The sequence below is a fragment of the Deinococcus sp. genome, assembly GCF_018260405.1.
Lineage (GTDB): Bacteria > Deinococcota > Deinococci > Deinococcales > Deinococcaceae > Deinococcus.
In genome coordinates, this window is the sequence record NZ_JAGLBG010000045.1 from 1 (window position 1) to 21080 (window position 21080).

19 protein-coding genes and 1 tRNA gene are annotated in these 21080 nt (G+C 64.4%); 10 read left to right on the top strand and 10 right to left on the bottom strand.

The window, feature by feature from the left end; genetic code table 11:
• Positions 1 to 656 (top strand): hypothetical protein (locus tag QZ269_RS07410; protein ID WP_291425886.1); only part of this gene is annotated, 656 nt, incomplete at its 5' end.
• Between the two features lie 488 nt (positions 657 to 1144).
• Here QZ269_RS07410 and QZ269_RS07415 read toward each other — a convergent pair.
• Together QZ269_RS07415 and QZ269_RS07420 are read right to left on the bottom strand one after the other, a co-directional pair.
• Positions 1145 to 1357: a hypothetical protein gene (locus QZ269_RS07415; RefSeq protein ID WP_291425888.1), complete on the bottom strand. Its 213-nt coding sequence runs from the start codon at positions 1355 to 1357 to the stop codon at positions 1145 to 1147.
• Between the two features lie 56 nt (positions 1358 to 1413).
• Positions 1414 to 2292 (bottom strand): M23 family metallopeptidase, encoded by an 879-nt coding sequence (locus QZ269_RS07420; protein WP_291425890.1) that lies wholly within the window; start codon positions 2290 to 2292, stop codon positions 1414 to 1416.
• A gap of 81 nt (positions 2293 to 2373) precedes the next feature.
• Between QZ269_RS07420 and truA the strand changes: the two genes are divergently transcribed.
• From truA to galE, 5 genes are all read left to right on the top strand, one after another.
• A complete protein-coding gene (truA, locus tag QZ269_RS07425) occupies positions 2374 to 3168 on the top strand; it encodes a tRNA pseudouridine(38-40) synthase TruA (RefSeq protein ID WP_291425892.1) in 795 nt (264 codons plus the stop codon).
• Between the two features lie 43 nt (positions 3169 to 3211).
• Positions 3212 to 4630, top strand: a complete 1419-nt coding sequence (locus QZ269_RS07430) for a 3' terminal RNA ribose 2'-O-methyltransferase Hen1 (RefSeq protein WP_291425894.1) — start codon at positions 3212 to 3214, stop codon at positions 4628 to 4630.
• 100 nt (positions 4631 to 4730) lie between these two features.
• Complete coding sequence (locus tag QZ269_RS07435) at positions 4731 to 5639, top strand: AEC family transporter (RefSeq protein WP_291425896.1); 909 nt, start codon at positions 4731 to 4733, stop codon at positions 5637 to 5639.
• Positions 5640 to 5924: 285 nt separating this feature from the next.
• Positions 5925 to 7436 (top strand): ABC transporter permease subunit, encoded by a 1512-nt coding sequence (locus QZ269_RS07440; protein ID WP_291425919.1) that lies wholly within the window; start codon positions 5925 to 5927, stop codon positions 7434 to 7436.
• Between the two features lie 51 nt (positions 7437 to 7487).
• Positions 7488 to 8474 carry a UDP-glucose 4-epimerase GalE gene (gene galE / locus QZ269_RS07445; protein ID WP_291425898.1) on the top strand — a complete coding sequence of 329 codons (987 nt, stop codon included), beginning with the start codon at positions 7488 to 7490 and terminating at the stop codon, positions 8472 to 8474.
• 23 nt (positions 8475 to 8497) lie between these two features.
• Here galE and QZ269_RS07450 read toward each other — a convergent pair whose 3' ends face one another.
• Positions 8498 to 9463 carry a GNAT family N-acetyltransferase gene (locus QZ269_RS07450; protein WP_291425900.1) on the bottom strand — a complete coding sequence of 322 codons (966 nt, stop codon included), beginning with the start codon at positions 9461 to 9463 and terminating at the stop codon, positions 8498 to 8500.
• 612 nt (positions 9464 to 10075) lie between these two features.
• Here QZ269_RS07450 and tkt point away from each other — a divergent pair.
• Positions 10076 to 12073 carry a transketolase gene (tkt, locus tag QZ269_RS07455; RefSeq protein ID WP_291425902.1) on the top strand — a complete coding sequence of 666 codons (1998 nt, stop codon included), beginning with the start codon at positions 10076 to 10078 and terminating at the stop codon, positions 12071 to 12073.
• Positions 12074 to 12303: 230 nt separating this feature from the next.
• On the opposite strand, the gene QZ269_RS07460 is transcribed toward tkt, so the two are convergent.
• The 4 genes from QZ269_RS07460 to xseB all read right to left on the bottom strand — a co-directional run bounded on the left by QZ269_RS07460 (position 12304) and on the right by xseB (position 15070).
• On the bottom strand, positions 12304 to 13092 hold the full coding sequence (locus QZ269_RS07460) for an ABC transporter ATP-binding protein (RefSeq protein WP_291425904.1): 789 nt from the start codon (positions 13090 to 13092) through the stop codon (positions 12304 to 12306).
• Positions 13085 to 14035: a FecCD family ABC transporter permease gene (locus QZ269_RS07465; RefSeq protein WP_367272242.1), complete on the bottom strand. Its 951-nt coding sequence runs from the start codon at positions 14033 to 14035 to the stop codon at positions 13085 to 13087. The genes QZ269_RS07460 and QZ269_RS07465 overlap by 8 nt, the downstream gene beginning before the upstream one ends.
• A 34-nt stretch (positions 14036 to 14069) precedes the next feature.
• Entirely contained in the window at positions 14070 to 14726 is a 657-nt protein-coding gene (locus QZ269_RS07470) for a 1-acyl-sn-glycerol-3-phosphate acyltransferase (RefSeq protein WP_291425905.1), read from the bottom strand.
• A 62-nt stretch (positions 14727 to 14788) separates the two neighbouring features.
• Positions 14789 to 15070 (bottom strand): exodeoxyribonuclease VII small subunit, encoded by a 282-nt coding sequence (gene xseB / locus QZ269_RS07475; protein WP_291425907.1) that lies wholly within the window; start codon positions 15068 to 15070, stop codon positions 14789 to 14791.
• Between xseB and QZ269_RS07480 the strand changes: the two genes are divergently transcribed.
• On the top strand, positions 15069 to 15761 hold the full coding sequence (locus QZ269_RS07480) for a flavin reductase family protein (RefSeq protein WP_291425909.1): 693 nt from the start codon (positions 15069 to 15071) through the stop codon (positions 15759 to 15761). The two genes, xseB and QZ269_RS07480, sit on opposite strands and share 2 nt — an antisense overlap.
• 1 nt (position 15762) lies before the next feature.
• On the opposite strand, the gene QZ269_RS07485 is transcribed toward QZ269_RS07480, so the two are convergent.
• A complete protein-coding gene (locus QZ269_RS07485) occupies positions 15763 to 16383 on the bottom strand; it encodes a DNA-3-methyladenine glycosylase 2 family protein (RefSeq protein ID WP_291425911.1) in 621 nt (206 codons plus the stop codon).
• A gap of 132 nt (positions 16384 to 16515) precedes the next feature.
• On the opposite strand from QZ269_RS07485, the gene QZ269_RS07490 reads away from it, so the two are divergent.
• A complete protein-coding gene (locus QZ269_RS07490) occupies positions 16516 to 17019 on the top strand; it encodes a YbaY family lipoprotein (RefSeq protein ID WP_291425913.1) in 504 nt (167 codons plus the stop codon).
• A 375-nt stretch (positions 17020 to 17394) separates the two neighbouring features.
• Here the strand turns inward: QZ269_RS07490 and QZ269_RS07495 are convergent, their stop codons facing one another.
• Both QZ269_RS07495 and dnaX read right to left on the bottom strand, forming a co-directional pair.
• A complete protein-coding gene (locus tag QZ269_RS07495; RefSeq protein WP_291425915.1) occupies positions 17395 to 17751 on the bottom strand; it encodes an ArsC/Spx/MgsR family protein in 357 nt (118 codons plus the stop codon).
• 231 nt (positions 17752 to 17982) lie between these two features.
• A complete protein-coding gene (dnaX, locus tag QZ269_RS07500) occupies positions 17983 to 20406 on the bottom strand; it encodes a DNA polymerase III subunit gamma/tau (RefSeq protein ID WP_291425917.1) in 2424 nt (807 codons plus the stop codon).
• 286 nt (positions 20407 to 20692) lie between these two features.
• Between dnaX and QZ269_RS07505 the strand changes: the two genes are divergently transcribed.
• Positions 20693 to 20782, top strand: a tRNA-Ser gene (locus QZ269_RS07505).
• Positions 20783 to 21080 lie beyond the last annotated feature (298 nt).

A 21080-nucleotide genomic window follows, 5' to 3' on the forward strand; every position in this document is an offset into this window, starting at 1 on the left:
ACGTTCTGCCCGGCGCGGGCGACGCGCTGACGCCCAATCCTGCCTATACCCAAGACGCCGTGATTGCCTCGGTGGGTGGGCTCTTTACGGCAGCAGCCAAAGGCGACAAGGCCGCGCAGTCCCTCATTGGGCAGATAGCGCGTGTCACGGGTGCGGCTCCTGACCCCATCAGCTTTATTACGCCGTTGTCGGTGACTGTTTATGGTCTCACTGACCTGCTTAACACCATGAACGGCATCGGCTACAGCAACGCCGAGCGCACCTATACCGGAAGCGCCGACGACGCGGCCCTGAATGCAGGCGTGCAGCGGTTCAAGGCTTCAGCCGCTTCTAGCGCGTACCTAGATGCCAACTATACCGCTACTGGCCATTTCACCGCCAAGATGCTGACCCTTCACAACACCTCTGACCCGCTCGTACCAAGCCTCTTTGTGCCGGAGTTCGCCCGCATCGTCGCGGCGGCAGGCAACAGCGGCAATCTGGTGCAGCAGTGGGCAGACGCTAAACCCGTCAACCTGGCCGACCTCAAGAACAGCGGCCCTGCACACTGCTATTTCACGCCGCAGCAGGGCGTGAACGCTTGGAATGAGCTGCGCGGCTGGGTTGAACATGGTGTAAAGCCCGAAGAAGGTCTGAACATCACGACAACAAAATAAGGCTCATACCAGGTTCCGGAGAGCTGACGACAGAAGTAGGGAAAGCAGGGGCCGGGGAGAGACTGACCACGTGGGCGTAGGCGTAGCTGGTGCTTGACTTGGAAGAAGCCGCTGTACAAAGGCCGCCAACGCTGTGAGATTCCGCGATGAGGACGAAGCCAAGAGCGTAACAGGCTCCACACTCTCTTCCATAGTGTTCACCTGAACTTCGTTCACACCCTCGCTAGTTCACACCTTCGCCACTGTCATCCCGAGCGTATTCGCGGTGCTCCCTGGAATCTGGCAAGAGCCTTATGAAATTGCGAGAACATACACCAGGCAATGAAATCGACCTGGAGCGAATTCCAACACTGTAATTGAAGCCTTGATAAAGGCCGTTAATCAGATACAACTTTTCCTACTCGCGTCCGCCCGGATGAAGTCGCTAAACGTACGCGATTTAATCGGCAGTCCGTATGACAAGCCTGAGCTGTTGCCCAGCGCATCTTTCAGCGTGTGGCAACGACAACGAAACTCCAGGCTTTGGCTCCGGCAGGCAGCGCCAGCGCCGGAAGAGCGGCGGCCCAGCGGCTGGCGATCAGGGCCAGTGCAGGCTGCGCCGGGCTGGTCAGCAGTTCCGCACCCAGAAAGCCCGGCTGAGAGGGCAGCTCTTCTAGCACAGCCAGTAACTGCCCGGCGGCCCCGTCTCCCTGGAGTTCCACGTACCAGACCTGTGCCGACGGGACCCTTACTGATTGGGCCTGCGCTGAAATCGGCATCAGTAGAGGCCCATCGGGTCTTTAGGATGCCAGCGCAGGTAGGTGCCGTAATGCAGGTGCGGCCCGGTGCTATGGCCCGTATTGCCCACACGCCCAACGCGCTGCCCCTGCTGGACCAGTTCGCCCGCCTTGACCAGATTCTGGCTTAGGTGGGCGTAGCGGGTAATCCAGCCGTCCGGGTGTTTCAGTACCACAGTCCAGCCCCAGCCACGCCTGGCATCGTTGCGTGATTCCAGTACCCGCCCACTGCGGGCCGCCAGCACAGGCGTGCCGATGGGCGCGACAATGTCTAGGCCATAGTGCATTCCCTCTTTACCGTCTAACTCGCGCTCACCGAATCCGCTGCTGACATAGTGGTACCCTGGCAGCGGCCAGCGCCAGCGCCCGGAATCAGGGACAGCCGGGCTAGGGGTATCGTCTTGTGCGGCACTGACCCGGATACTGGCCATGTGGAGCGTAGCCTGACCGCCCCCCAAACGGGTCAATCCCGCTGAGCGTTCCAGACCTGCCGCGACCACACGCGGCGGAATAGTGATGATGGCCCCGGCCCAGACACTCCTGTTGCCCCGGTATTCGGGATTGGCCCGCAGCAATTCCCCGGCGCTCATTCCGAAGCTGTGGGCAATGCTGGTAAGATTCTCACCGCTCCGAACATGGTACTTGCGGGCCGCCACCCGGCGGTTAGGAATGCTAATGACGCGGCCCACCTTAACCACACTGCTCTTCTTAAGCGAGGCATTGAGCGCCCTGATCTGCTGCACGCTGACCCCAGCCCGCTGCGCGATGCCGATGAGCGTGTCGCCATCTTGAACCCGGTAAGCCGTCGCGGCCTGAGCCGGACCCATTAGCAGCACCAACAGCAGCAAGGAAAGACGCATGGCAGCCATAGCATAAACCTTTCATGAAGCCCAGAGTGATGGGTCACCCCCCCGCGCGGGGGTACACGCTAGCCTAAGGCCGTGTCAGACGACGCCTCACCACGTTTTTATACCCCCCCATACGGATACCGGCGCCTGCGCCTGACCGTCGCCTGGGATGGCCGGGTCTACGCGGGCTGGCAGGCCCAGCGCAGTGTGCCCAGCGTGCAGGAAACCTTGCAGCTGGCCCTGCGGCGGCTCGCCCCAGATACCGGGTTTTACCCCGTGGCCGCCGGACGCACCGACGCCGGGGTTCACGCCGAGGCCATGGCGCTGCACTGGGACGTGCCCAGCAGCCTGCGGGTGCCCCCCGAGCGTCTGGCCCGCGCCCTGAACGCCCACCTACCGCCCAGCGTGGCTGTGCTGGAGGCCCGGCTGGCCCCGGAAAATTTTCACGCCCGTTTTTCGTGTACCGAGCGGCGCTACATTTACCGCCTGCTGACCGCGCCGCAGCGCCACCCACTCTGGGAGGGCCGGGCGCTGCATGTACCCCTAGAGCTTGATGCCCAGGCCATGAACGCTGCGGCCACGCTGCTGGTGGGCAGACACGATTTTGCCGCCTTTGCCACGCAAGAAGACCGCCAGACGGTGCGCGAGCTGCTGGGCCTGGAGGTCAGGCCGGGGCCGCTGATCTGGGAAATCCATGTGGCAGGCGAAAGTTTTTTGCGGCACATGGTGCGTGGGCTGGTCGGTACGCTGCTGCTGGTCGGGCAGCGCAGGCTGGAGCCACAGGCTACCCGAGACATCCTGCATTCGGGGCAGCGGGCGCGGGCAGGCGCAAACGTGGCCGCGCACGGCCTTTATTTTGCCGGGGCCAGTTACGGGCTGCGCGGCTGATGTGCCCCAGCCCAGTCCCCAAGAGGGCTAACCTAAGGCCCAGATGCTGCTGACCCTGACCATGACCCCCGCGCCTGGGCCAGACCAGACCGCACCGACCTGGCCCGCCAGCGACCTGGGCTTTGTGCTGATGAAGCACCCGGAGCACCTGCTGGAAAAAACCTTGCCCTTTGGGAAGGCCAGCGTGTTTTACCCTGAAGCGTCGCCTGAGCGCACCACCGCCGCGCTGCTGGTCGAGGTCGACCCGGTGGCCCTCTCACGCAGGGCTAGACCCGGCGACGGCAGCCCGCTAGAGCCGTATGTCAACGACCGCCCCTACGCCGCCGGAAGCCTGCTGGCCGTAGCGCTGCGTGAGGTCTTTGGCACGGCCATGACGGGTCATAGCCGCGAACGGCAGGGCCTGGCCGACACCTCGGTGCCCCTGACGGCACAGATAAGCTGCGCCGCGTCGCGTGGGCCTGCCGGATTGCCAGAGCGTCTGTTCGGGCCGCTGGGGTACGCGGTTCAGACCACGCCCATTGCCCTCGACCCGCTGTACCCCGAATGGGGCGAGCGGCCTTACGTGCGCCTGAGCCTCAGCGCCTGCGTGCGGGTGGCCGAGCTGCTGCGCCACCTGTACGTGCTGCTGCCGGTGCTGGACGGCAAAAAGCACTATTACGTCGGTGAAACGGAGGTTGGCAAGCTGCTGCGTCACGGAGAGGGCTGGCTAGAGACCCACCCGGAGCGCGAGCTGATTACCCGGCGCTACCTGCGTTTCCGGGAACTGGTGCAGCAGGCGGGCGAAAGTTTCAGTGTTCCGGCAGAAGAATCCGGGGACGCGCCGCCGGAAGCCAGACCCCGCCCGCACGACGAGCGGCTGGATACCGTGGCGCAGGCCCTGAAGGCCAGTGGAGCGGCCCGCGTGCTGGACCTGGGCTGCGGCGAGGGCCAACTGCTACGCAGGCTGCTGCCCACCGCACAGTTCCGCGAACTCGTTGGCCTGGACCTCAGCGCCCGGAGCCTGGAAAGAGCCGCCGCCCAGCTAAATCTGACCGAGCGCCCCGAACTGCGGGAGCGGGTCAGGCTACTGCACGGCAGTCTGATTTACCCCGACTCGCGCCTGAAGGGTTTTGACGCGGCGGCGCTGGTCGAGGTGATCGAACACCTGGAACCGCACCGGCTGGAAGCCCTGGCTGAAAATGTCTTTGGCTTTGCCCGGCCCCGAACTGTGATTCTGACCACACCCAACGCCGAGTACAACACCGCCTTTAACAAGCCGCTGGAACTGCGGCACGCCGATCACCGCTTCGAGTGGACGCGGGCCGAGTTCCGTGCGTGGACACAGACCACTGCCGAACACTACGGTTACAGCGTGGACTACGCTGACGTGGGCGAGGTACATCCGGCCTTTGGGCCGATCACGCAGATGGCGGTGTTTACGCTGGTTGGGCCAAGAGACAGAGCCCCAGCCTCAGGCGCATGAGCTTGCACCCCGGTCACGCCAGCGCAGCCCGGACGCACCGACCCTCACCGTTCAGAGCTGAAACACGGCGCTTTTTCGCAAGGGGTCTACTATAGCCCTCATGTTCCAGGCGCTCGGCACCGTCCTCCTGCCCGTCATGCTGGTTGCTGGCCTGGGGGCGCTGCTGTCCTCCCGGTTTCCAATCGACCAGTGGACGATTTCGCGCATCACGCTGTATCTGCTGTCGCCCGCGCTGGTGCTGGATGTTTTACTCAAGACCCCGGTCAAGGCCGCCGAGGCGCTGCACCTGGGCGCGGCGTACCTGCTAACGGTTCTGGGCTGCCTGCTGCTGGGGTATCTGGTGGGCTGGGGCCGCCCCGACGCCGAAAAACGGAGTCTCAGCGCGGGAGTGGGCATCTGGAACAGTGGCAACATGGGGCTGCCGATTGCCCTGTTCACCTTCGGTCAGGCGGGCTTCGAGCGGGCCACGGTGCTGTTTCTGGCGTCTTTTGTGGGCATGTATGTGTTCGGCCCAGCGGTTTACAGCCTGGGCAAACGCGGCGCAGACCCACTCGAAGCGCTTAGAGGCATGTTCCGGCTTCCGGCGCTGTGGGTCGCGCTGCTGGGTATTTTGCTGCGGGCGCTGCACATCACGCTGCCGGAGGGCCTGACCAAAGGGGTCGCGCTACTCTCGCAGGCCACCTTGCCGATGGTGCTGCTGGCACTGGGGCTGCAACTCGGGGCGGGCGGCTGGCCCCGCACGACGGCGCGGCTGTGGTTGGCGACCGCCTCGCGGCTGATTGGTGGGCCGCTTATCGCCTTCGCCATAGGCCGGGTGCTGGAATTGAACGCGCTGAACCTTCAGGTGCTGGTGCTCTCGGCCAGTATGCCCACGGCTGTCAATGCCCTGCTTATTGCCCGCGAATACGGTGCAGATACTGACACGGTGGCGGCGGTGGCGACCCTCAGCACGCTGGGCAGCATCCTGACCATTGCTGGGGTGGTCACGCTGCTGCCCCGGCTGCACTGATCCTTGGGGCGGCTATAAGTTTCCCGGAAAGGTCACACATTCCGGGCCGGGTCTGGGAACCGTTGAGGTCATACGAATTCCGATTGAATCCGATCAACCCGCTGCACTTCACGGTCTGGGGCCTGCTGCGTGAACTGCCTGCCGCGCCGCCTTCCCTTTACCCTGAGCGGCTGGCTGTGGCTGCGCGAGGTTCCCACGCCGATCAGGGTGGTGGGCGGGGGAAGCGCCAGAAACCCTGCCTCTGGACCGCCTGCGCCCAGCCCAGCTCTGCGATACTGCGGGGCGATGTCGCTTCCCATCGGTGCTCCGCCCACCCTGCTGACCGATTCGCCAGCTGTTCCCACCATCCGGCTTCAGGGCGTCACCGCGCGGCTGGGCGGCGAAACTATTCTGGACGATGTCACTCTGGAGGTGCGGCGCGGCGAATTCCTGGCCCTGATCGGCCCGAGCGGCGGCGGCAAAAGCACCCTGCTGCGGGTTATCGCGGGGCTGCTCAAGCCTCAGGCGGGACAGGTGCAGGTCTCGTCGAGTCCGGCGCTGGTGTTTCAGGATTACCGCCTGCTGCCCTGGCGCACGGCGCTGAGAAACGTGCAGCTTCCGGCAGACCTGGGCACTGGCGGCAGCCTGTCGCCCGCAGAGGCGCTGCACATGGTCGGCATGAGCGACTACGCCGGGTATTTTCCGCGTGAACTCTCGGGCGGGATGCGGGCGCGAATTGCTCTGGCCCGCGCCCTGGCCCAGAGCGGCGACATTCTGCTGCTTGACGAACCGTTCGCGGCGCTCGACGCCCTGGTGCGCGAACGCTTTAACGAGGAACTGCGCCACCTGCACGAAAAAGCGGGCGGCACCACCATTCTGGTCACGCACTCGATCCGCGAGGCGGTCTGGCTGGCCGACCGGGTGGCGGTGCTGCGCGACGGGCGTATTCTGGAGGTCATCGACACGCGCGGCCAGGGCCGGGCCAGCGCTTACACCGAGGGGGTGGAGGCCCGTTTGCGCGGGCTGCTGGGCGCGGGCGACAGCACCCGCCTGCGCGTGGAACCCCGCGAACGCTGGCAGGCCAGCCACCTGCTGGCGCTGCTGGCGATTGCCCTGGGCTTCGCGGTCTGGCAGCTGGCGGCTGTACGCATCAACCAGAAATTGCTGCTGCCCAGCCCCGCGCAGACCTGGCAGGCGTTCGTGACCCACGCGCCGATGCTGCGCCAGGCGTTCGGGGTCACGGTGGGAACGGCGCTGCTGGGCACCCTGCTGGGCGGCGTGCTTGGGCTGCTGCTGGGCTATCCGATTGCCAGAGTGCGGGCGCTGGAACGCTTTTTAAACCCGTTTATCGTGGCGTCTCAAAGCACGCCAATTGTTATTCTGGCCCCGCTGCTGGTGTCGTGGCTGGGCTTCGGCTTTTTGCCCGCCGTGGTTGTCTCGGCCCTTAGCGCCCTGTACCCGCTCCTGGTGTCGTGCATGGTCGGCGTGCGCGAGGTAGACCGCACCTACCACGAACTGTTCAGCACGCTGCGGGCCACTTTTCGCCAGCGCCTGATTTACCTCGAACTGCCCGGAGCCTTGCCCATGCTGCTGGGGGGGCTGCGGCTGGCAAGCAGTCTGGCCCTGATCGGCGCGGTGGTGTGGGAATTTACCGACGCTAACCAGAAGGGCCTGGGTTTCCGCGTGCAGGAGGCGGGCACCAATTATGACAAGCCGCTGCAATTTGCCGCCATTGCCCTGCTGGTACTGTTCGGCACCGCCCTCTACAGCCTGATCACGGCCCTGGAACGCTGGGTCATGGCGCGGCGCGGGCAGTAGGGAGCTGGGTAGGCTACGCAGAGCCCCGGCCAACCGTACTACTCTGGGGCCATGAAATTGCTAGTCGTAGGTGGCGCAGGGTATATCGGTTCTCACACCGTCCGGCAGTTGCGCGCGGCGGGGCACGAGGTCGTGGTGTTCGACAACCTTTCGAGCGGGCATGCCGGAGCGCTGCCCGCAGACGTGCCGCTGGTCAGGGCCGATCTGCTCGACGCGCCCAGCATCCGGGCGGCGCTGCAAGCCCACACCCCCGACGCCGTGATTCACTTCGCGGCGCTGATCGAGGTGGGCGAAAGTATGCGCGAACCGGGCCGGTATTACCGCAACAACGTGGTCGGCAGCCTGAACCTGCTGCAAATGATCGTGGAGACGCGCAAGATTCCGCTGGTCTTTTCCTCGACGGCGGCGGTTTACGGCACTACCGATAAGGGGCCTATTCCCGAGGATGCCCCCATGCAGCCTGAGAGCGTGTACGGCGAAACCAAACTGATGACCGAGCGCATGATTCACGCCTTCCATGCGGCGCATGGCCTGCCCTACACGGTGCTGCGTTACTTCAACGTGTGCGGCGCGGCTCCGGAAGGCGACATCGGCGAGGCGCACGCCAGCAAGTCTCACCTGATCGAACTCGCCGCGCTGACGGCCCTGGGCCAGCGCGAAAAAATGATGATCTTCGGTGAGGATTACCCCACGCCCGACGGCACCTGTATCCGCGACTACGTGCATGTGCAGGACCTGGCCGACGCGCACGTGCTGGCGGTCGAGGCGCTGCACGCCGGGAAGACGGACGCGGCGACCTATAACGTCGGCCTGGGTCACGGCTTCAGCGTCAAGGAGGTGCTCGACGCCGTGGACAGCGTGGTCGGCACGCCGCTGACCCGCGAAATCGCCCCGCGCCGCGCCGGTGATCCGCCCCGACTGGTCGCCGATGCCACCCTCATCGGGCGTGAGCTGGGATTCCAGCCCAAATTTACCGACCTCAGGGGCATCGTTCAGACGGCCTGGAACTGGCATAAGGGCCACCCGCACGGCTTTTGAGCCTCGGCGCAGCCCCTCAGCCCTCAGTGCAGGCGATATTCCCAGGTCACCCACATCTGCTCGGTCACGTAGCCCAGGCGGGTATTCACGCGCAGCATCGGCAGGTTGAGGACGGTGCCGCCGGTACTGGCCTCGGCATAACCCTGCGCTCTGGCCCAGCCGAGGGCGTGTGCCTTGAGCAGGGTGGCGAGGCCGCGTGAGCGCCAGGCCGGGTGCGTGGTGGTGAGGTCGTTGGCGACTTCGGCGGCCTCCTGCAAGGAATGTTGACCGGGCGAATTCAGTTGAGGCAAGGTCAGCCGCGTCAGGGCCACAGGCTGCTGCTTGTGCCAGACGACAAAAACCGCTTCCTCACGGGTCATCACCTCGCGCAGTGCCTCGCGGCCAAGTGAGGCTGAAGTCGTGACCGGGTTGCGCGGCACGTCCTTTTCGCCCTGCCGGTGCAGCTCATAAAGCGCGTCCCACTCGGCATCTGTCGCGTCGTTCTTCCAGCGGGCGACCTCGAAGCCCTGCACGTACAGTTTTTCTTCCAGGGGCCGCCAGCGTTCAAAGTCAAAGGTGGTCAGGTCCAGGTGCGCCCCCCACGACTGCCAGGCATTGCGAAAGCCTGCCGCCGTGTAGAACGCCATTTTCTCGCTGAAATCCTCGCGGGTCACGCCCAGCAGCCGGGTAAAGCCGGGCGGCAGTTCGGCCAGCAGGTGCAGGTACAGCAGGCTAAAAGCCGCGCCGTCGCCCGCCAGATCGAGGCGCAGCGCGTCGGGCGCACCGTCACCGGACGGGGAAAGGTTCGCCGTGGCGATCAGGTCGCCGCCCCGCTCGGCCACCAGCCGTATTTTGTGCGGGTCGCCGCTCTCACGGAACTGCTCGGGGCGGTACTGCCAGTGACCCCGTACCCCCGCCGTGACCAGCCTGGCGACAGCTTCCGCGTCGGCATTCTGGAACGGGCGTACTGTCGGCGGCGTGTGGAGCGCGGTTTCGGAGTGGCTATTCATACCTGCCATCTTGAATCCTGCATCAGCGTAAATCGAATCCGGTGAGTAGGCCAAATAGCCTAGCCTGGCTATGCATAGGTGGAATCCAGGGAATTGGGGCCACCAAGCTTAACTTCCCGTTCATCTTCCCGGCGTACTCAGCCCACTATTCACAGACCGCTTGACATTTTTACGCACGGGGCGTATTCTGTTATTACCGGAATGAGGAGGCCGCTGGTGCCCCCCGAACTTCAGACCGGAGAAACAGCTCCCCCCGAACTTTCAGGAACCGCGCCCCACACGGGGCGTTTTCCTTTGGAAGCCGGGAGCACTGAAGTTCGTGCTGTTGCCGACGACACTACTTCTCTCATGATTCAGACTCGAACCGACACCGACTTGGCTCGTCATCAATGGAAGGGGCGCTGGGCAGCATAGAGGCACCCAGTTTGTTTTTTCTATGGGCCGTAACTCTGTGCAAATGCTCCAGAGATTCAAGCCGAGCGCGGGCGAGTAGGGAAAGCTACAGGTTCGGCGGTAAGGAGCTTCCAGCCACCTGCACAAAGCGCCTGGCTGCTTCATAGTTCTGGCCTGGCACTGGCCAATCCGGGTGGCTTGCCCGGTACACTAGAGCACATGAGCGAAAAGCAGAACGTGGAGCAACTCAGCGTCAACACCATCCGTACGCTTAGCATCGACGCCGTGCAGGCCGCCAATTCGGGCCACCCCGGTGCGCCGCTGGGCATGGCCCCGATGGGCTACACCGTGTGGCACAAGTTCCTGCGCTTCAACCCGCAGCACCCCGAATGGGCCGGGCGCGACCGCTTCGTGCTGTCGGCGGGGCACGCCAGCATGCTTGTCTACAGCCTGCTGCACCTGACCGGGTCACCTACCATGACCCTCGAGGACCTCAAAAACTTCCGGCAGTGGGGCTACCACACCCCCGGCCACCCCGAGTTTTTCCATACCAAGGGGCTAGACGCTACCACCGGCCCGCTGGGCCAGGGCGCGGCGATGTCGGTGGGCATGGCGATGGCCGAGCATCACCTCGCAGCCCGCTACAACCGCGAAAGTTTCCCGATATTCGATAACTACACCTACAGCATCCTGGGCGACGGCGACCTTCAAGAAGGCATCAACCACGAAGCGGCCGCGCTCGCCGGGCACCTCAAGTTGGGCAAACTGATCTGGCTGCACGACGACAACAGCGTGCAACTCGACACAGCGACCCTCAAGGTCGAGTCCGAGGACACCGCCGAGCGTTTCCGTGCCTACGGCTGGGAAGTGCTGCGCGTACAAGACGGCAACAATCTGGCCGAAATCGAGGCCGTCATCCGGCAGGCGCAGGGCAACAAAGACCAGCCCACGCTGATTCAGGTCAAGACGGTTATCGGGTTCGGCAGCCCCCGCGCGGGGACCAGTAAGGCGCACGGCGAGCCGCTGGGCGAGGAAGGCGTCAGGGAAACCAAGGCGGCGCTGGGCTGGGAATACCCGGAAGCCTTCACCATTCCGCCCGAGGTCAAGGCCCACATGGACGCCACCGAGCGCGGCGCGAAGTACGAGGCCGACTGGAACGCTCTGATGGACGGCTACCGCGCCGCCTTTCCCGAACTGGGCAAGGAAGTGGACGCGCTGCTGGCCCGCGAACTGCCCGCTCATCTGGCCGACGCGCTGCCCAGTTACGAGGTCGGCGGCAAGCCCATGGCGACCCGCAACGCCAGCGGCGAGGTCATCAATGCCGTCGCCAAAGTGGTGCCTGGTCTGGTGGGCGGCAGCGCCGACCTGTCGGGCAGCACCAAGACCACCATCAAGGATGCGGGCGAGTTCGAAGCCGGAACATACCAGGGCCGCAACATGTACTTTGGCGTGCGCGAATTCGGTATGGCGGCGGCGGGCAACGGCCTGAGCCTCTACGGTGGCCTGCGCCCAATGGTCGGCACTTTTCTGGTATTTGCGGACTACCTCAAGCCCGCCTTCCGCCTCTCAGCCCTTCAGATGCAGCCTGTGACCTACGTCTTGACCCATGACAGCATCGGCCTGGGGGAAGATGGCCCGACCCACCAGCCTGTTGACCAGCTTGCTATGTTGCGCTCGGTTCCCGGTGCACATGTCATCCGTCCTGCCGACGCCAACGAAACCGCCGCCGCCTGGGGGATGGCCCTGGAATACGACAGAGGCCCCACGGCGCTGGCCCTCAGCCGCCAGGATCTGCCGATTTTGCCCCGCAACCACGCGGGCGTGAGGAAAGGCGCGTACGTGCTTAAAGACGCCGACAGCACCGACGGCAAAGCGGCCCAGGTTATTCTGATCGCCAGCGGCTCGGAAGTGGCCCTGGCGATGGACAGCGCCGACGCCCTCGCCAAAGAAGGCGTCGCCGCGCGTGTGGTGTCTATGCCCTGCATGGAAGTGTTCCGCGAACAGGACAGAAGTTACCGCGACAGCGTCCTGACTCCCGGCATCAAGCGCGTGGCGATTGAAGCCCTCAGCAAGCAGCCCTGGTACGAGTGGGTCGGGCTGGACGGCGCGGTTATCGGTATGGACACCTTCGGGGCTTCGGCTCCGGCCAAGGTGCTGTTCGAGAAGTTCGGCTTCAGCGTTGAGAACGTGGTGAAAGTGGTCAAAGGCATGCTGTAAGCGTTGGGGGGGTTTAAGCGACCGGCGGCAGGCCCAGTCAACCCAAAGCTTCTTTTTGCCTGCTTACTCTGCTTCGCAGCTTTGCAAGTCTGTCCGGGGTAGAGGTGCAGCAGGATGCCCTCTGCGCCCGGCAGGGACTGATCTGGACGGCCGTCTGTGTTTGGTTGACAACCCGAGTTATCAATTTGGGTTGCTAACTCGGCTTGTCAACCACTCCACCGCAGTCCGTATCAGCCGACAGGCACGACGATCAGCTGTTCCTGGTCTTCGAGTAGTCTGACCTCAATGCCGTAAGCGGCCTGAAGGTTCGGAGGGGTCAGAACTTCGCGGGGCGTGCCCTGGGCCAGCACCTGCCCCCGGCACAGCAGCGCCACGAAGTCGGCCCGCGCTGCCAGATTCAGGTCGTGCAGCACGGCCACCACGCCCAGACCAGCGGCGACCTCGCCCCGCACGTACCGGATGACTTCCAGCGCGTAGGCGAGGTCGAGGTGATTGGTCGGCTCATCCAGTAGCAGGAATTGTGGGCGGGCCGCCAGCGCGCGGGCCAGCGCTACCCGCTGCCGTTCGCCGCCCGAGAGTTCGGCCACGCGCCGCGCCGCGAATTTCAGGGTGTCGGTGCGTTCTAGGGCGCGGTGTACGGCGGCTTCGTCCTGTTCGGTCCAGGGGCGCGCCGGAATCAGGCCCCATTTCCAGTGCCCTGCGCCGCGTCCCAGGGCCACCACGTCGCGCACGCGGGTTTCGGTGGGCAAGGCCTCATGCTGCGCCAGATAAGCCAGGGCGCGGGAGCGTTCGGGACGGCTCCAGTCGGTGAGCGGGCGGTTCCCAAAGCGCACCTCACCCGAATGCGGCGTACTCAGGCCGGTCAGGGCGCGGAGCAGCGTACTTTTGCCCGCACCGTTTGGCCCGATCACTGCCGAAAACTGTCCACTCTCGAAACGCACGCTGACACCCTGCACCGCTGGAAAAGCTCCGGCCCGGACATGCAGGCCCTGCGCCGTGAGGGAGACGGATTCAGTCATCCGAACGCCGTCTCAGCAGATACAGAAAAAACGGCCCGCCCAGCAGCGTGGTCACGATTCCGACCTGAGAAAGCAGTGTGGTTCGCGCCAGCAGGTCGGCCAGAACCAGCAGCGAACCGCCCAGCAGGGCTGAAAAGGGCAGCAGGATTCGGTGGCCCGCCCCAAAGGCCAGCCGCACGGTATGAGGCACGATCAGTCCCACGAAGCCGATGATACCCACATAGGCGACCGCGCCCGCCGTCGCCAGACTGACCGCGATAACCACGATCAACCGCAGGGTTTCCACCGGCACGCCCAGACTCTGGGCAGTTAGGTCGCCAAGTTGCAGGGTATCCAGGGCGCGGCCCAGCAGCAACAGAACGCCGCCGCCCAGCAGCGCGTAGGGCAGCACTGCTGCGACCTCGGCCCAGCCGCTAAAGCTGAGGTTGCCCAGTGTGTACGACAGCACCTCGCGGGCACGGTCCTCGCCGCGCAGCAGCAGGGCGGTGCTGGCCGCGCTGCACACGCTGCCGACCACCACCCCGGCCAGAATCAGGCGGCTGGGTGGAAAACGCTGTCCCTCGCGTGCCAGCCCCAGCGTCAGTAGTGTGGCGGCCAGTCCCGAGACCAGTGCGGCTAGCGGAATCAGGTGGTGCGGCCAATTCGCCACGATTGCGGTGGTCGCGCCCAGCGCCGCGCCACTGGCGACGCCCAGCAGGTAGGGGTCGGCCAGCGGGTTACGGAACACACCCTGAAAAGCCCCGCCACACAGCGACAGTGACCCGCCGACCAGCACTGCCATGACCACGCGCGGCAGCCGCAATTGCCACACGATCACGTCGTTGCCTAACAGTGGCCGCCCGCTTAACCCGTGCCACAGTGCCGCCAGAACCTCACGCGCCGGGATGGTCACGCTGCCCAGCGCACTGCCCACGACCACCGCACCCAGCAAAAGGGCCAGCAAAAGGGCCGTGGCGGGCCAGCGTGAAGCGCCCGCTTCAGACAGGGCTACCCACCGGCTGGGCCAGTTCGCGCAGCACCTGTTCGAGGGCAGCTGTGGTGCCCTTAATTCCCCCGCTGACCGGCAACGGTTCGCCAAAGCGCACGATCCAGCGCTTGCCGTCGCGGCTGAGGCCAGCAGGCAAAATAGGAGCGCGGCTCTTGGCGGCGATCAGGGCCACGCCGCCGCGCATCTCCTCGCCGCCCCGGTGCCCCTGCGGAAAAATGCCGACGGTGCCGTTATCGCGCAGGATACGCACAGCCGTTCGCACCGCTCCTACATCGTTGCCGCTGCGGTCTACCGCGAAGCTTCCTCCGGCGCGGATAATCTGGCCGACCACCGGCACGAACAGTTCCTTTTTCGCCATGAATTGCAAGAACCGCCCCGGCGGCAGGGCGCGGGCCACCAGAAAGGGGTCCAGGTTGGTCATGTGGTTGGCCGCTACCACCAGCGGCGTGCCGGGCGGCGGCACATGCTCACGCCCATGAACTTCGAGGTGCATTCCGCTGAACAGTACAGGCAGGTACAGCGCGTCGACCACTGCGCGGTAAACCAGGGGGATGACCTGGGGAATCACAGGCTCGGGCTGGAGCGCGGTGGTGGGGGCACCCTTACCCGCAGCACTGCCCGCGGAACTGGAGGCGGCGTCACTCATTCTTTAGAGGATACCCCGCCCGCCCGGTCAATCGCTGGTCTGGTTGGTACCTGCGGGGTTATTCAGGCTCCCGTTTCGTCTTCTGCCTCTGCCAGCCCGTCCCCTGCCAGCCCTGTCCCCGTCAGCCCTTCCCCGGCGAACCCTGCCCCGGCCAGCACCGCCCGCACCGCCTCTATGCGGCTCTGGCACTGGGCGTAGGCTGCGCGGGCCTCTTCGAGCAGGGGCAGCACGCGGTCGAGGTCGGCGTCGCCGTTTTCGAGTTCGGCGGCGATGCGCGACAGGGCGGCGTAAGCCTCGCGGTAGGACGCAGTTTCGGTGCTCACACTGCCTATCCTAAAGCACATGACCGACCCTGATCCCCGGTTCACCCACTTCGACCTGACCGCGCTGCCCCACGCCGCGCGTTACAAGCTGGTCACGGCGACGGTGGTGCCGCGCCCGGTCGCCTGGGTCAGCACCCGGAACGCGGCGGGCACGGTCAATCTGGCCCCCTACTCCTTTTTCGGACTGATGGGCAGTGACCCGCCCGTGGTCGCCTTTGCGCCCGGCAACCGCCCCGACGGAACCCCCAAGGACACCGCGCTAAATATTCCGGCTGGGGCAGACTTTACGGTCAATCTGGTCAGCCGCGAACTGGCCGGGGTCATGAACGCGACGGCCACCGACTTTCCGGCGTCACTGGGCGAACCGGCCACGCTGGGCATTGAAATGGAAAACGGCGTGCAGGTCGCCACACCCAGGGTTAGGGCCAGCCCCGCCGCGCTGGAATGCCGCGAGGTGCAGACCGTGCTGATCGGCAACACGCGCATTATTCTGGGCGAGGTCATAGGACTCACCGTTCGCAGCGACACCATTGCCGACCCCGAGCGCCATCACATCCATACGGCGGCCCTCGACCTGATCGGGCGCACAGGCGGGCGCGGCGGCTACACCACGATCCGCGACGGCTTTGAAATGGCCCGGATTTCCTTCGCGCAGTGGGAACAGCAGTGGAAACTGGAGCACGCGGCCCAGACCGAGCAGAAAACGGACTGATTCAGACTGCTGCGCCGCGCCGCTGGAGCAGGGCGGTGTCGGCCCAGATGTAGCGGGCGGCCAGCGTCCGGTGGGGTGCCCACAGCGCCAGCACGTCGGCGGGTTCGCGCCCTGGGTGCAGCTGTGCCAGCCCCTGGCGCAGCGCCAGATCGCCCAGGCTGAACACGTCCGGGCGGGCCAGCGCGAACATCAGAAACATTTCGGCGGTCCAGCGGCCAATTCCCGGCAAGCGGATCAGTTCGGTAACGATTTCCTCGTCGGGCAACGCGGCCAGGCGAGCAAAGTCGGTACTTCCAGTCTGGGCCGCTTGCGCGATGGCCTTAACGGTACGCACCTTGGCCCACGACAGGCCCACGCCGCGCAGTTCGTCGCCGGAGGCCCGCAGCAGGGTATCGGGATTGACCTCCCCCAGCTGTTCGACCAGCCGCGCATGAATGCTGGCAGCGGCCTTAACGCTCAACTGTTGCCCGGTCACGTTGCGAATCAGGGTGCCCAGCGGGTCGGCGGTCGGCACCAGCACTGTCAGCTCATTGACGCGCCAGATGACTGCCCTCATCACCGGGTCGCGTGACAGGTGGTTCAGGGCGCTGGCATGGTCGGTCAGAGGCGCGGCAAAAGACATGGCTTATGGTCGAATGCGGCGAGGCCAGGATTCTTTATGTGGCCTTTAGCAATGTGCGCTGGCCCCCACCAGCTGACCCCGGCCTGATCTCCAGTCTTGATTCCTAGACCTGGAACGCGGCAGCATAGAGTTATGAAGTCTTTTGTTGCTACCCTGCCCGCCATTTTGCTGGTTTCGCTCCTTGCCAGCGCCAGCGCCCAGACCCACATCGGCAGCGTCACCCTGACCCGTCCGGCGACCCCCGCGCCCGCTGCGGCGGCTCACCGCACCGTTCCAGCCAATGCCGACAAGGGCGGCGACACGATGAACACCATGGCCGTCCCTGCTGGCGCACAGGAAATCCGTGGGCGTATCCGGGCCGCCGGGGGCACAGTCATCCTGCCCGCCGGAAGCAGCGTTAACGTGCTGGTCAGCGACCTGACCCGCCCCGCGCAGCTTTTGAAGGTCTCGTTCAGAACTAGCCGCCTGAGCACGCCCTACCAGCTGGTGTTCAACTCGGGTCGCCTGAACCGCGCCCACACCTACGCGGTGCAGGCCAATGTGACGGATGCCAGTGGAAAAGTGCTGTACAGCAGCGACAGCTCGGCTGTGTTGCCCGGCACCCGCCGCGCCGTTGTAGACGTGACTGTTCGCTGAAGTTCTTGCATACCAGAGCCGGGGGCCACCTTGAGGTCTCCGGCTTTTGCTTGTGCCTGGGCCGGTCATTTAGAGCAGCTTGCCTTAGGCAATACGGATTGCGATTAGAGCATTTTGCAAAAAGATGGTGCTCTTTTGAGCATCTTTTTGCCGAGTGGAACGAGTGAAAAAGAAAGGGCAGGACGTAGAATGAAGGGAGCGGCGGTGTTGTTCCGACGTGCCCATCATTCGCAGAACTGCTCTAAATCTGAAATAACCAGCCTACACAATCCAAGCTGCTGTGGTGCAGCGCAAATGGGCGATGAAGGCCACGTAGAGCTATCCCCTGACCGCGCTGAAAACGCCTGGATTCAGGAGGCCCACCGGGCACCAGCACTATCCCTCCAGCATCTGCTTCCAGCCTGCTGGGTCCTCACCCACGGTCAGCACCTTGCCGCCGCGCACCAGTGGCAGCAGCAGCAGCTCGGGCGTTTCGATGATCTTGGCGATGACGCCTTCCTCGGTGGTTCGCAGGTAGGTGAGGTTGCTTTGCTCATAGGCCTTGCCTTCCAGGTCCAGCAGGGCATTCAGACCAAATTTCTGCACGAAACGGGTCAGTTCGCCCCTGGCGATGGGCCGCTCCCTAAGATCCACAAAATGAATCTTGACCCCACGCTCCTTGAAAAACCTTTCGGCGGCGCGGGTTTCCTTGCTCTTTTTGGTGCCGAACACCTGAATCTGAACATCGGGCATAGCGCAAAGTGTAGGGCTAATACGGACTGCCGATTGAACCGGGCCGTTTTGGATTCAATCCGAGCAGAGGCGAGAACAATACGAGTTTCGCGGCGTGGCGGTACAGGCGGCACTCTCCCGGGCAAAACGGACTCGCTTGAGCAAGCCTGACCGCTGTCTTGAGCAAAGCGGCACCCAGAAAGGGGCCTGCTCGCCCGCTCGGCATCAAAAGCCACAAATGATGTGGCCCCTTTAGGAAAGCTGCTCTAGAGCGTCGGTTTCTTCGTCGCCTGCACCCTCACCGGTTACGGTGGCCTGATAGTTGCGGTTCTTACCGATTTCGCGCACCCGGCCAGAAAAACGCGACTTGACTTCCTCGTAGAGCGGGTGGGCACGGATGTCGCCGGGGCGTGAAGGTGCACCGGGGGCAGCTGGGCCGGTAGAAACCGTGGCGAGGTTGCCCTTAGACCTGGGAGGCTGAGGCTGAGAAGCGGGCGCGGCAGGCGGCGGGGCCGGGCGCTTGGGGACAAATTCCTCGAACGGCGAGTCGCCCAAATCAGGCCCCACCTGCGCCCCGCCAAAGCTGCCGCCTATGTCGCCCCAGTCGGGTTCCTCGGTGATCGCTTCGACCACGTACAGCTCCCGGCTCTGGCCCGGCGGGGTCACCAGATCGCCGCCACTGGCATCGGCTGGCGCAGTCGGGACGTCGGCTACGTGTTCTTTCTCCCAGGCCCCGAAAGGCTCGTCGGGCAATGGCGCGGCGGCCCTATCGTCGGGACTGGGCGGGTCTACGCGGTGTTCGCGCTCCAGGGTCGCCACGTTGGTTCGGCGCGGCGGCGGGGCGCTCGGGGCCTGCGGAGTAGGCGCGGGCGGGTCTGCCGGGGCAGGGGGGAATTCCCCGTGACTGTCGGCGGCGTCTGCTGTGTGTGACGTTGCCTGCGGCGCTACCGGCTCCAGGGGCGCGGCCCGCTGAACATTCCGGCGTGGCGCAGGGTCGAAATCAGAAATCTCGGCTAGGGCAGTGTGCTGGGTAGGCGGGGCAACCAGCCGAGGCTCTTGCAAGTCTCCTACAGGAATAGCAGCAGCGACACCATGAACAGACCCTACGGTTCTAGATTTTGCCCTTTGAATTCCATTACTTGTACTTAGTTCCACATCATAATCTGGATAAAACTTCCAAATAAGTTTGCAAAGATCATCAAACTTGCTTACCAGATGGGTCGTGTGATACTTCCATTTGGCATCTAATTCTACTGTTACCAGGCCCTCTGTAATTGTTGCGCTTGTCTCACGTAAGAATGGTTTGAATGGTACGTCGGCGGCGTCTTTAATATTTTTCCAAGATGTTGTAGGCAAAGACGAGCCAGGAGGAGCCTGGATCACCTGTTCTTTTGCCTCCCGTACCGGTGTACCCACACGCCGCTGCGCCGTGTCAAAGTCGGGAATGACCGGAGCTGCCGAGCGCCCGCCGCCCGCCTGCCCGCCGCTACCGCGCAGGGTCGCCAGTTCCTTTTCCAGTCGGTTGAGCCGCTGCACGAGGTCGGCAGGCACCTGCGCCGCGCTGTTCCGGGCGGCATTATTCGGGGCCGCGCTACTGGCTGAGCCGCCAGACAGATTGCCGGAGGCTGCGCCCACATTTCCTCCATCTGCGGCCAGAATCGCGTGGGTCAGGGCCAGTTCCAGGCTCTGCTGGTCGGCGCTGCGGGCAAAGCGGCTTTCTTGTTGATCTAGCGCGGCCTGCAATTTAAGCAGCCGGGGCACCTCTGCTCCTTCCAGCTTGCCGCCGCTTTCTAAGCCCAGTTCGGCGTGCAGGGCCGCCCCAAACGCCGCCACCAGGCCCTCGACGACCGTGCGGGCGGCAAATCCGTCGCGGTACAGCGCCGCTGCGCCCGCAAGCGCCGTGCCCGCGTCGCCCAGGACGAGCGCCCCGGCAATGCCGCGCACGCGCTCACCGGGGGGCAGGCCCAGCGCGTCCTCGACCGCCGGGCGGGTAATGGCCGTGCCCGCCGCCAGCATCCTTTCCAGCAGGCTTTCGCCGTCGCGCATAGCCCCGTCGGCCAGTCGGCCAATCAGTTGCAGGGCGTCGGCTTCGGCGCTCAGGCCTTCTTGACTAACCAGTCCGGCCAGCTTTCCGGCAATTTCTTCGGGGGTCAGGCGGCGAAAGCGGTAATGCTGACACCGCGAGAGGATGGTAGGAATAATCTTTTCGGGTTCGGTGGTCGCTAGAATAAAAATAACGTGGCTCGGCGGCTCTTCGAGCGTTTTGAGGAGCGCGTTGAAGGCCGAGCGCGTCATCATGTGCGCCTCGTCGAGGATGTAGATTTTTTTGCCGCCGCGCATGGCCGCCAGGCCCACTTTTTCGCGCAGGTCGCGCACGTCGTCCACCGAGTTGTTAGACGCGGCGTCGATTTCCATCACGTCGGGGTGGTTGCCCGAACGCACCGCCAGGCAGCTTTCGCACTCGCCGCAGGGCTTAATGCCGGGGGTAGTGCAGTTGGCCGTCATGGCAATTAGGCGGGCCGTGGTGGTTTTGCCCACGCCGCGCGGCCCCGAAAACAGGTAAGCGTGCCCGACCCGCCCCTGCTCTAGGGCTGTTCTGAGAACGTCCTTGACATGTTCTTGCCCCACGATGTCTTCCCAGCGAATAGGCCGGGCCCGCTGGTAGATGGCGCTCATCTTGCGCCTCTGACGCCTCTAGGGGCCAAAAGGTCTAAGGGTCTAAGGGTGAGTGGAAAGTGGGTAGTGAAAAGTGCGAAAAACGCCCTAGCAAAAGCGTTTTCCTCTACTGACCACTCACCACTGACCACGGACCGTCTCACCTTTCCAGTCTAGTACGGCCCCCACCGCCAGACAGTGAGACTGACCAGAGAGTTGTACCAGGGCGGCAACCTTCGCGGCCCCCCTCGCCAGAAGCGGCTGCGGCGTGCTACACTCCCGTCTGCCCTTGTAGGTCGCATGTCGCGGAGAGGTGGCAGAGTGGTTGAATGCGTCGGTCTCGAAAACCGGAGTACTCGCAAGGGTACCGTGGGTTCGAATCCCACCCTCTTCGCCAAACAGAAAAAGCCCGCCCTCACCGGCGGGTTTCTTCTTTGGTCGGCGGGGGCAGTGTGGCCGCCTTGCCCGGCTCTCCCTGATGTTGACTGCTGCGCGGCGTCGCAAGGCCGTGTGGGGGGCGCATGATGCACCCGCTACCCCACGACGCCGTACACCGAAGAAAGAGCAGGAAGTAGAATGAAGGGGGCGGCGGTGTTTTTCCGACGTGCCCATCATTCGGAGAGGCTGTCTGAGGCCCATATCGTCGGAGTATCCATGCTGCCCTCTTCATCAGGCGCACAATCGCTGGAGCAGAA

Excerpts from the sequence above, each read along its gene's own strand:
- galE (WP_291425898.1), top strand. The coding sequence starts at position 7,488 with ATGAAATTGCTAGTCGTAGGTGGCGCAGGGTATATCGGTTCTCACACC.
- QZ269_RS07480 (WP_291425909.1), top strand. The coding sequence starts at position 15,069 with ATGACCGACCCTGATCCCCGGTTCACCCACTTCGACCTGACCGCGCTG.
- QZ269_RS07450 (WP_291425900.1), bottom strand. The coding sequence starts at position 9,463 with ATGAATAGCCACTCCGAAACCGCGCTCCACACGCCGCCGACAGTACGC.
- QZ269_RS07470 (WP_291425905.1), bottom strand. The coding sequence starts at position 14,726 with ATGAGTGACGCCGCCTCCAGTTCCGCGGGCAGTGCTGCGGGTAAGGGT.
- QZ269_RS07460 (WP_291425904.1), bottom strand. The coding sequence starts at position 13,092 with ATGACTGAATCCGTCTCCCTCACGGCGCAGGGCCTGCATGTCCGGGCC.
- QZ269_RS07495 (WP_291425915.1), bottom strand. The coding sequence starts at position 17,751 with ATGCCCGATGTTCAGATTCAGGTGTTCGGCACCAAAAAGAGCAAGGAA.
- QZ269_RS07485 (WP_291425911.1), bottom strand. The coding sequence starts at position 16,383 with ATGTCTTTTGCCGCGCCTCTGACCGACCATGCCAGCGCCCTGAACCAC.
- QZ269_RS07420 (WP_291425890.1), bottom strand. The coding sequence starts at position 2,292 with ATGCGTCTTTCCTTGCTGCTGTTGGTGCTGCTAATGGGTCCGGCTCAG.
- xseB (WP_291425907.1), bottom strand. The coding sequence starts at position 15,070 with ATGTGCTTTAGGATAGGCAGTGTGAGCACCGAAACTGCGTCCTACCGC.
- tkt (WP_291425902.1), top strand. The coding sequence starts at position 10,076 with ATGAGCGAAAAGCAGAACGTGGAGCAACTCAGCGTCAACACCATCCGT.
- QZ269_RS07490 (WP_291425913.1), top strand. The coding sequence starts at position 16,516 with ATGAAGTCTTTTGTTGCTACCCTGCCCGCCATTTTGCTGGTTTCGCTC.
- QZ269_RS07430 (WP_291425894.1), top strand. The coding sequence starts at position 3,212 with ATGCTGCTGACCCTGACCATGACCCCCGCGCCTGGGCCAGACCAGACC.
- dnaX (WP_291425917.1), bottom strand. The coding sequence starts at position 20,406 with ATGAGCGCCATCTACCAGCGGGCCCGGCCTATTCGCTGGGAAGACATC.
- QZ269_RS07440 (WP_291425919.1), top strand. The coding sequence starts at position 5,925 with ATGTCGCTTCCCATCGGTGCTCCGCCCACCCTGCTGACCGATTCGCCA.
- QZ269_RS07435 (WP_291425896.1), top strand. The coding sequence starts at position 4,731 with ATGTTCCAGGCGCTCGGCACCGTCCTCCTGCCCGTCATGCTGGTTGCT.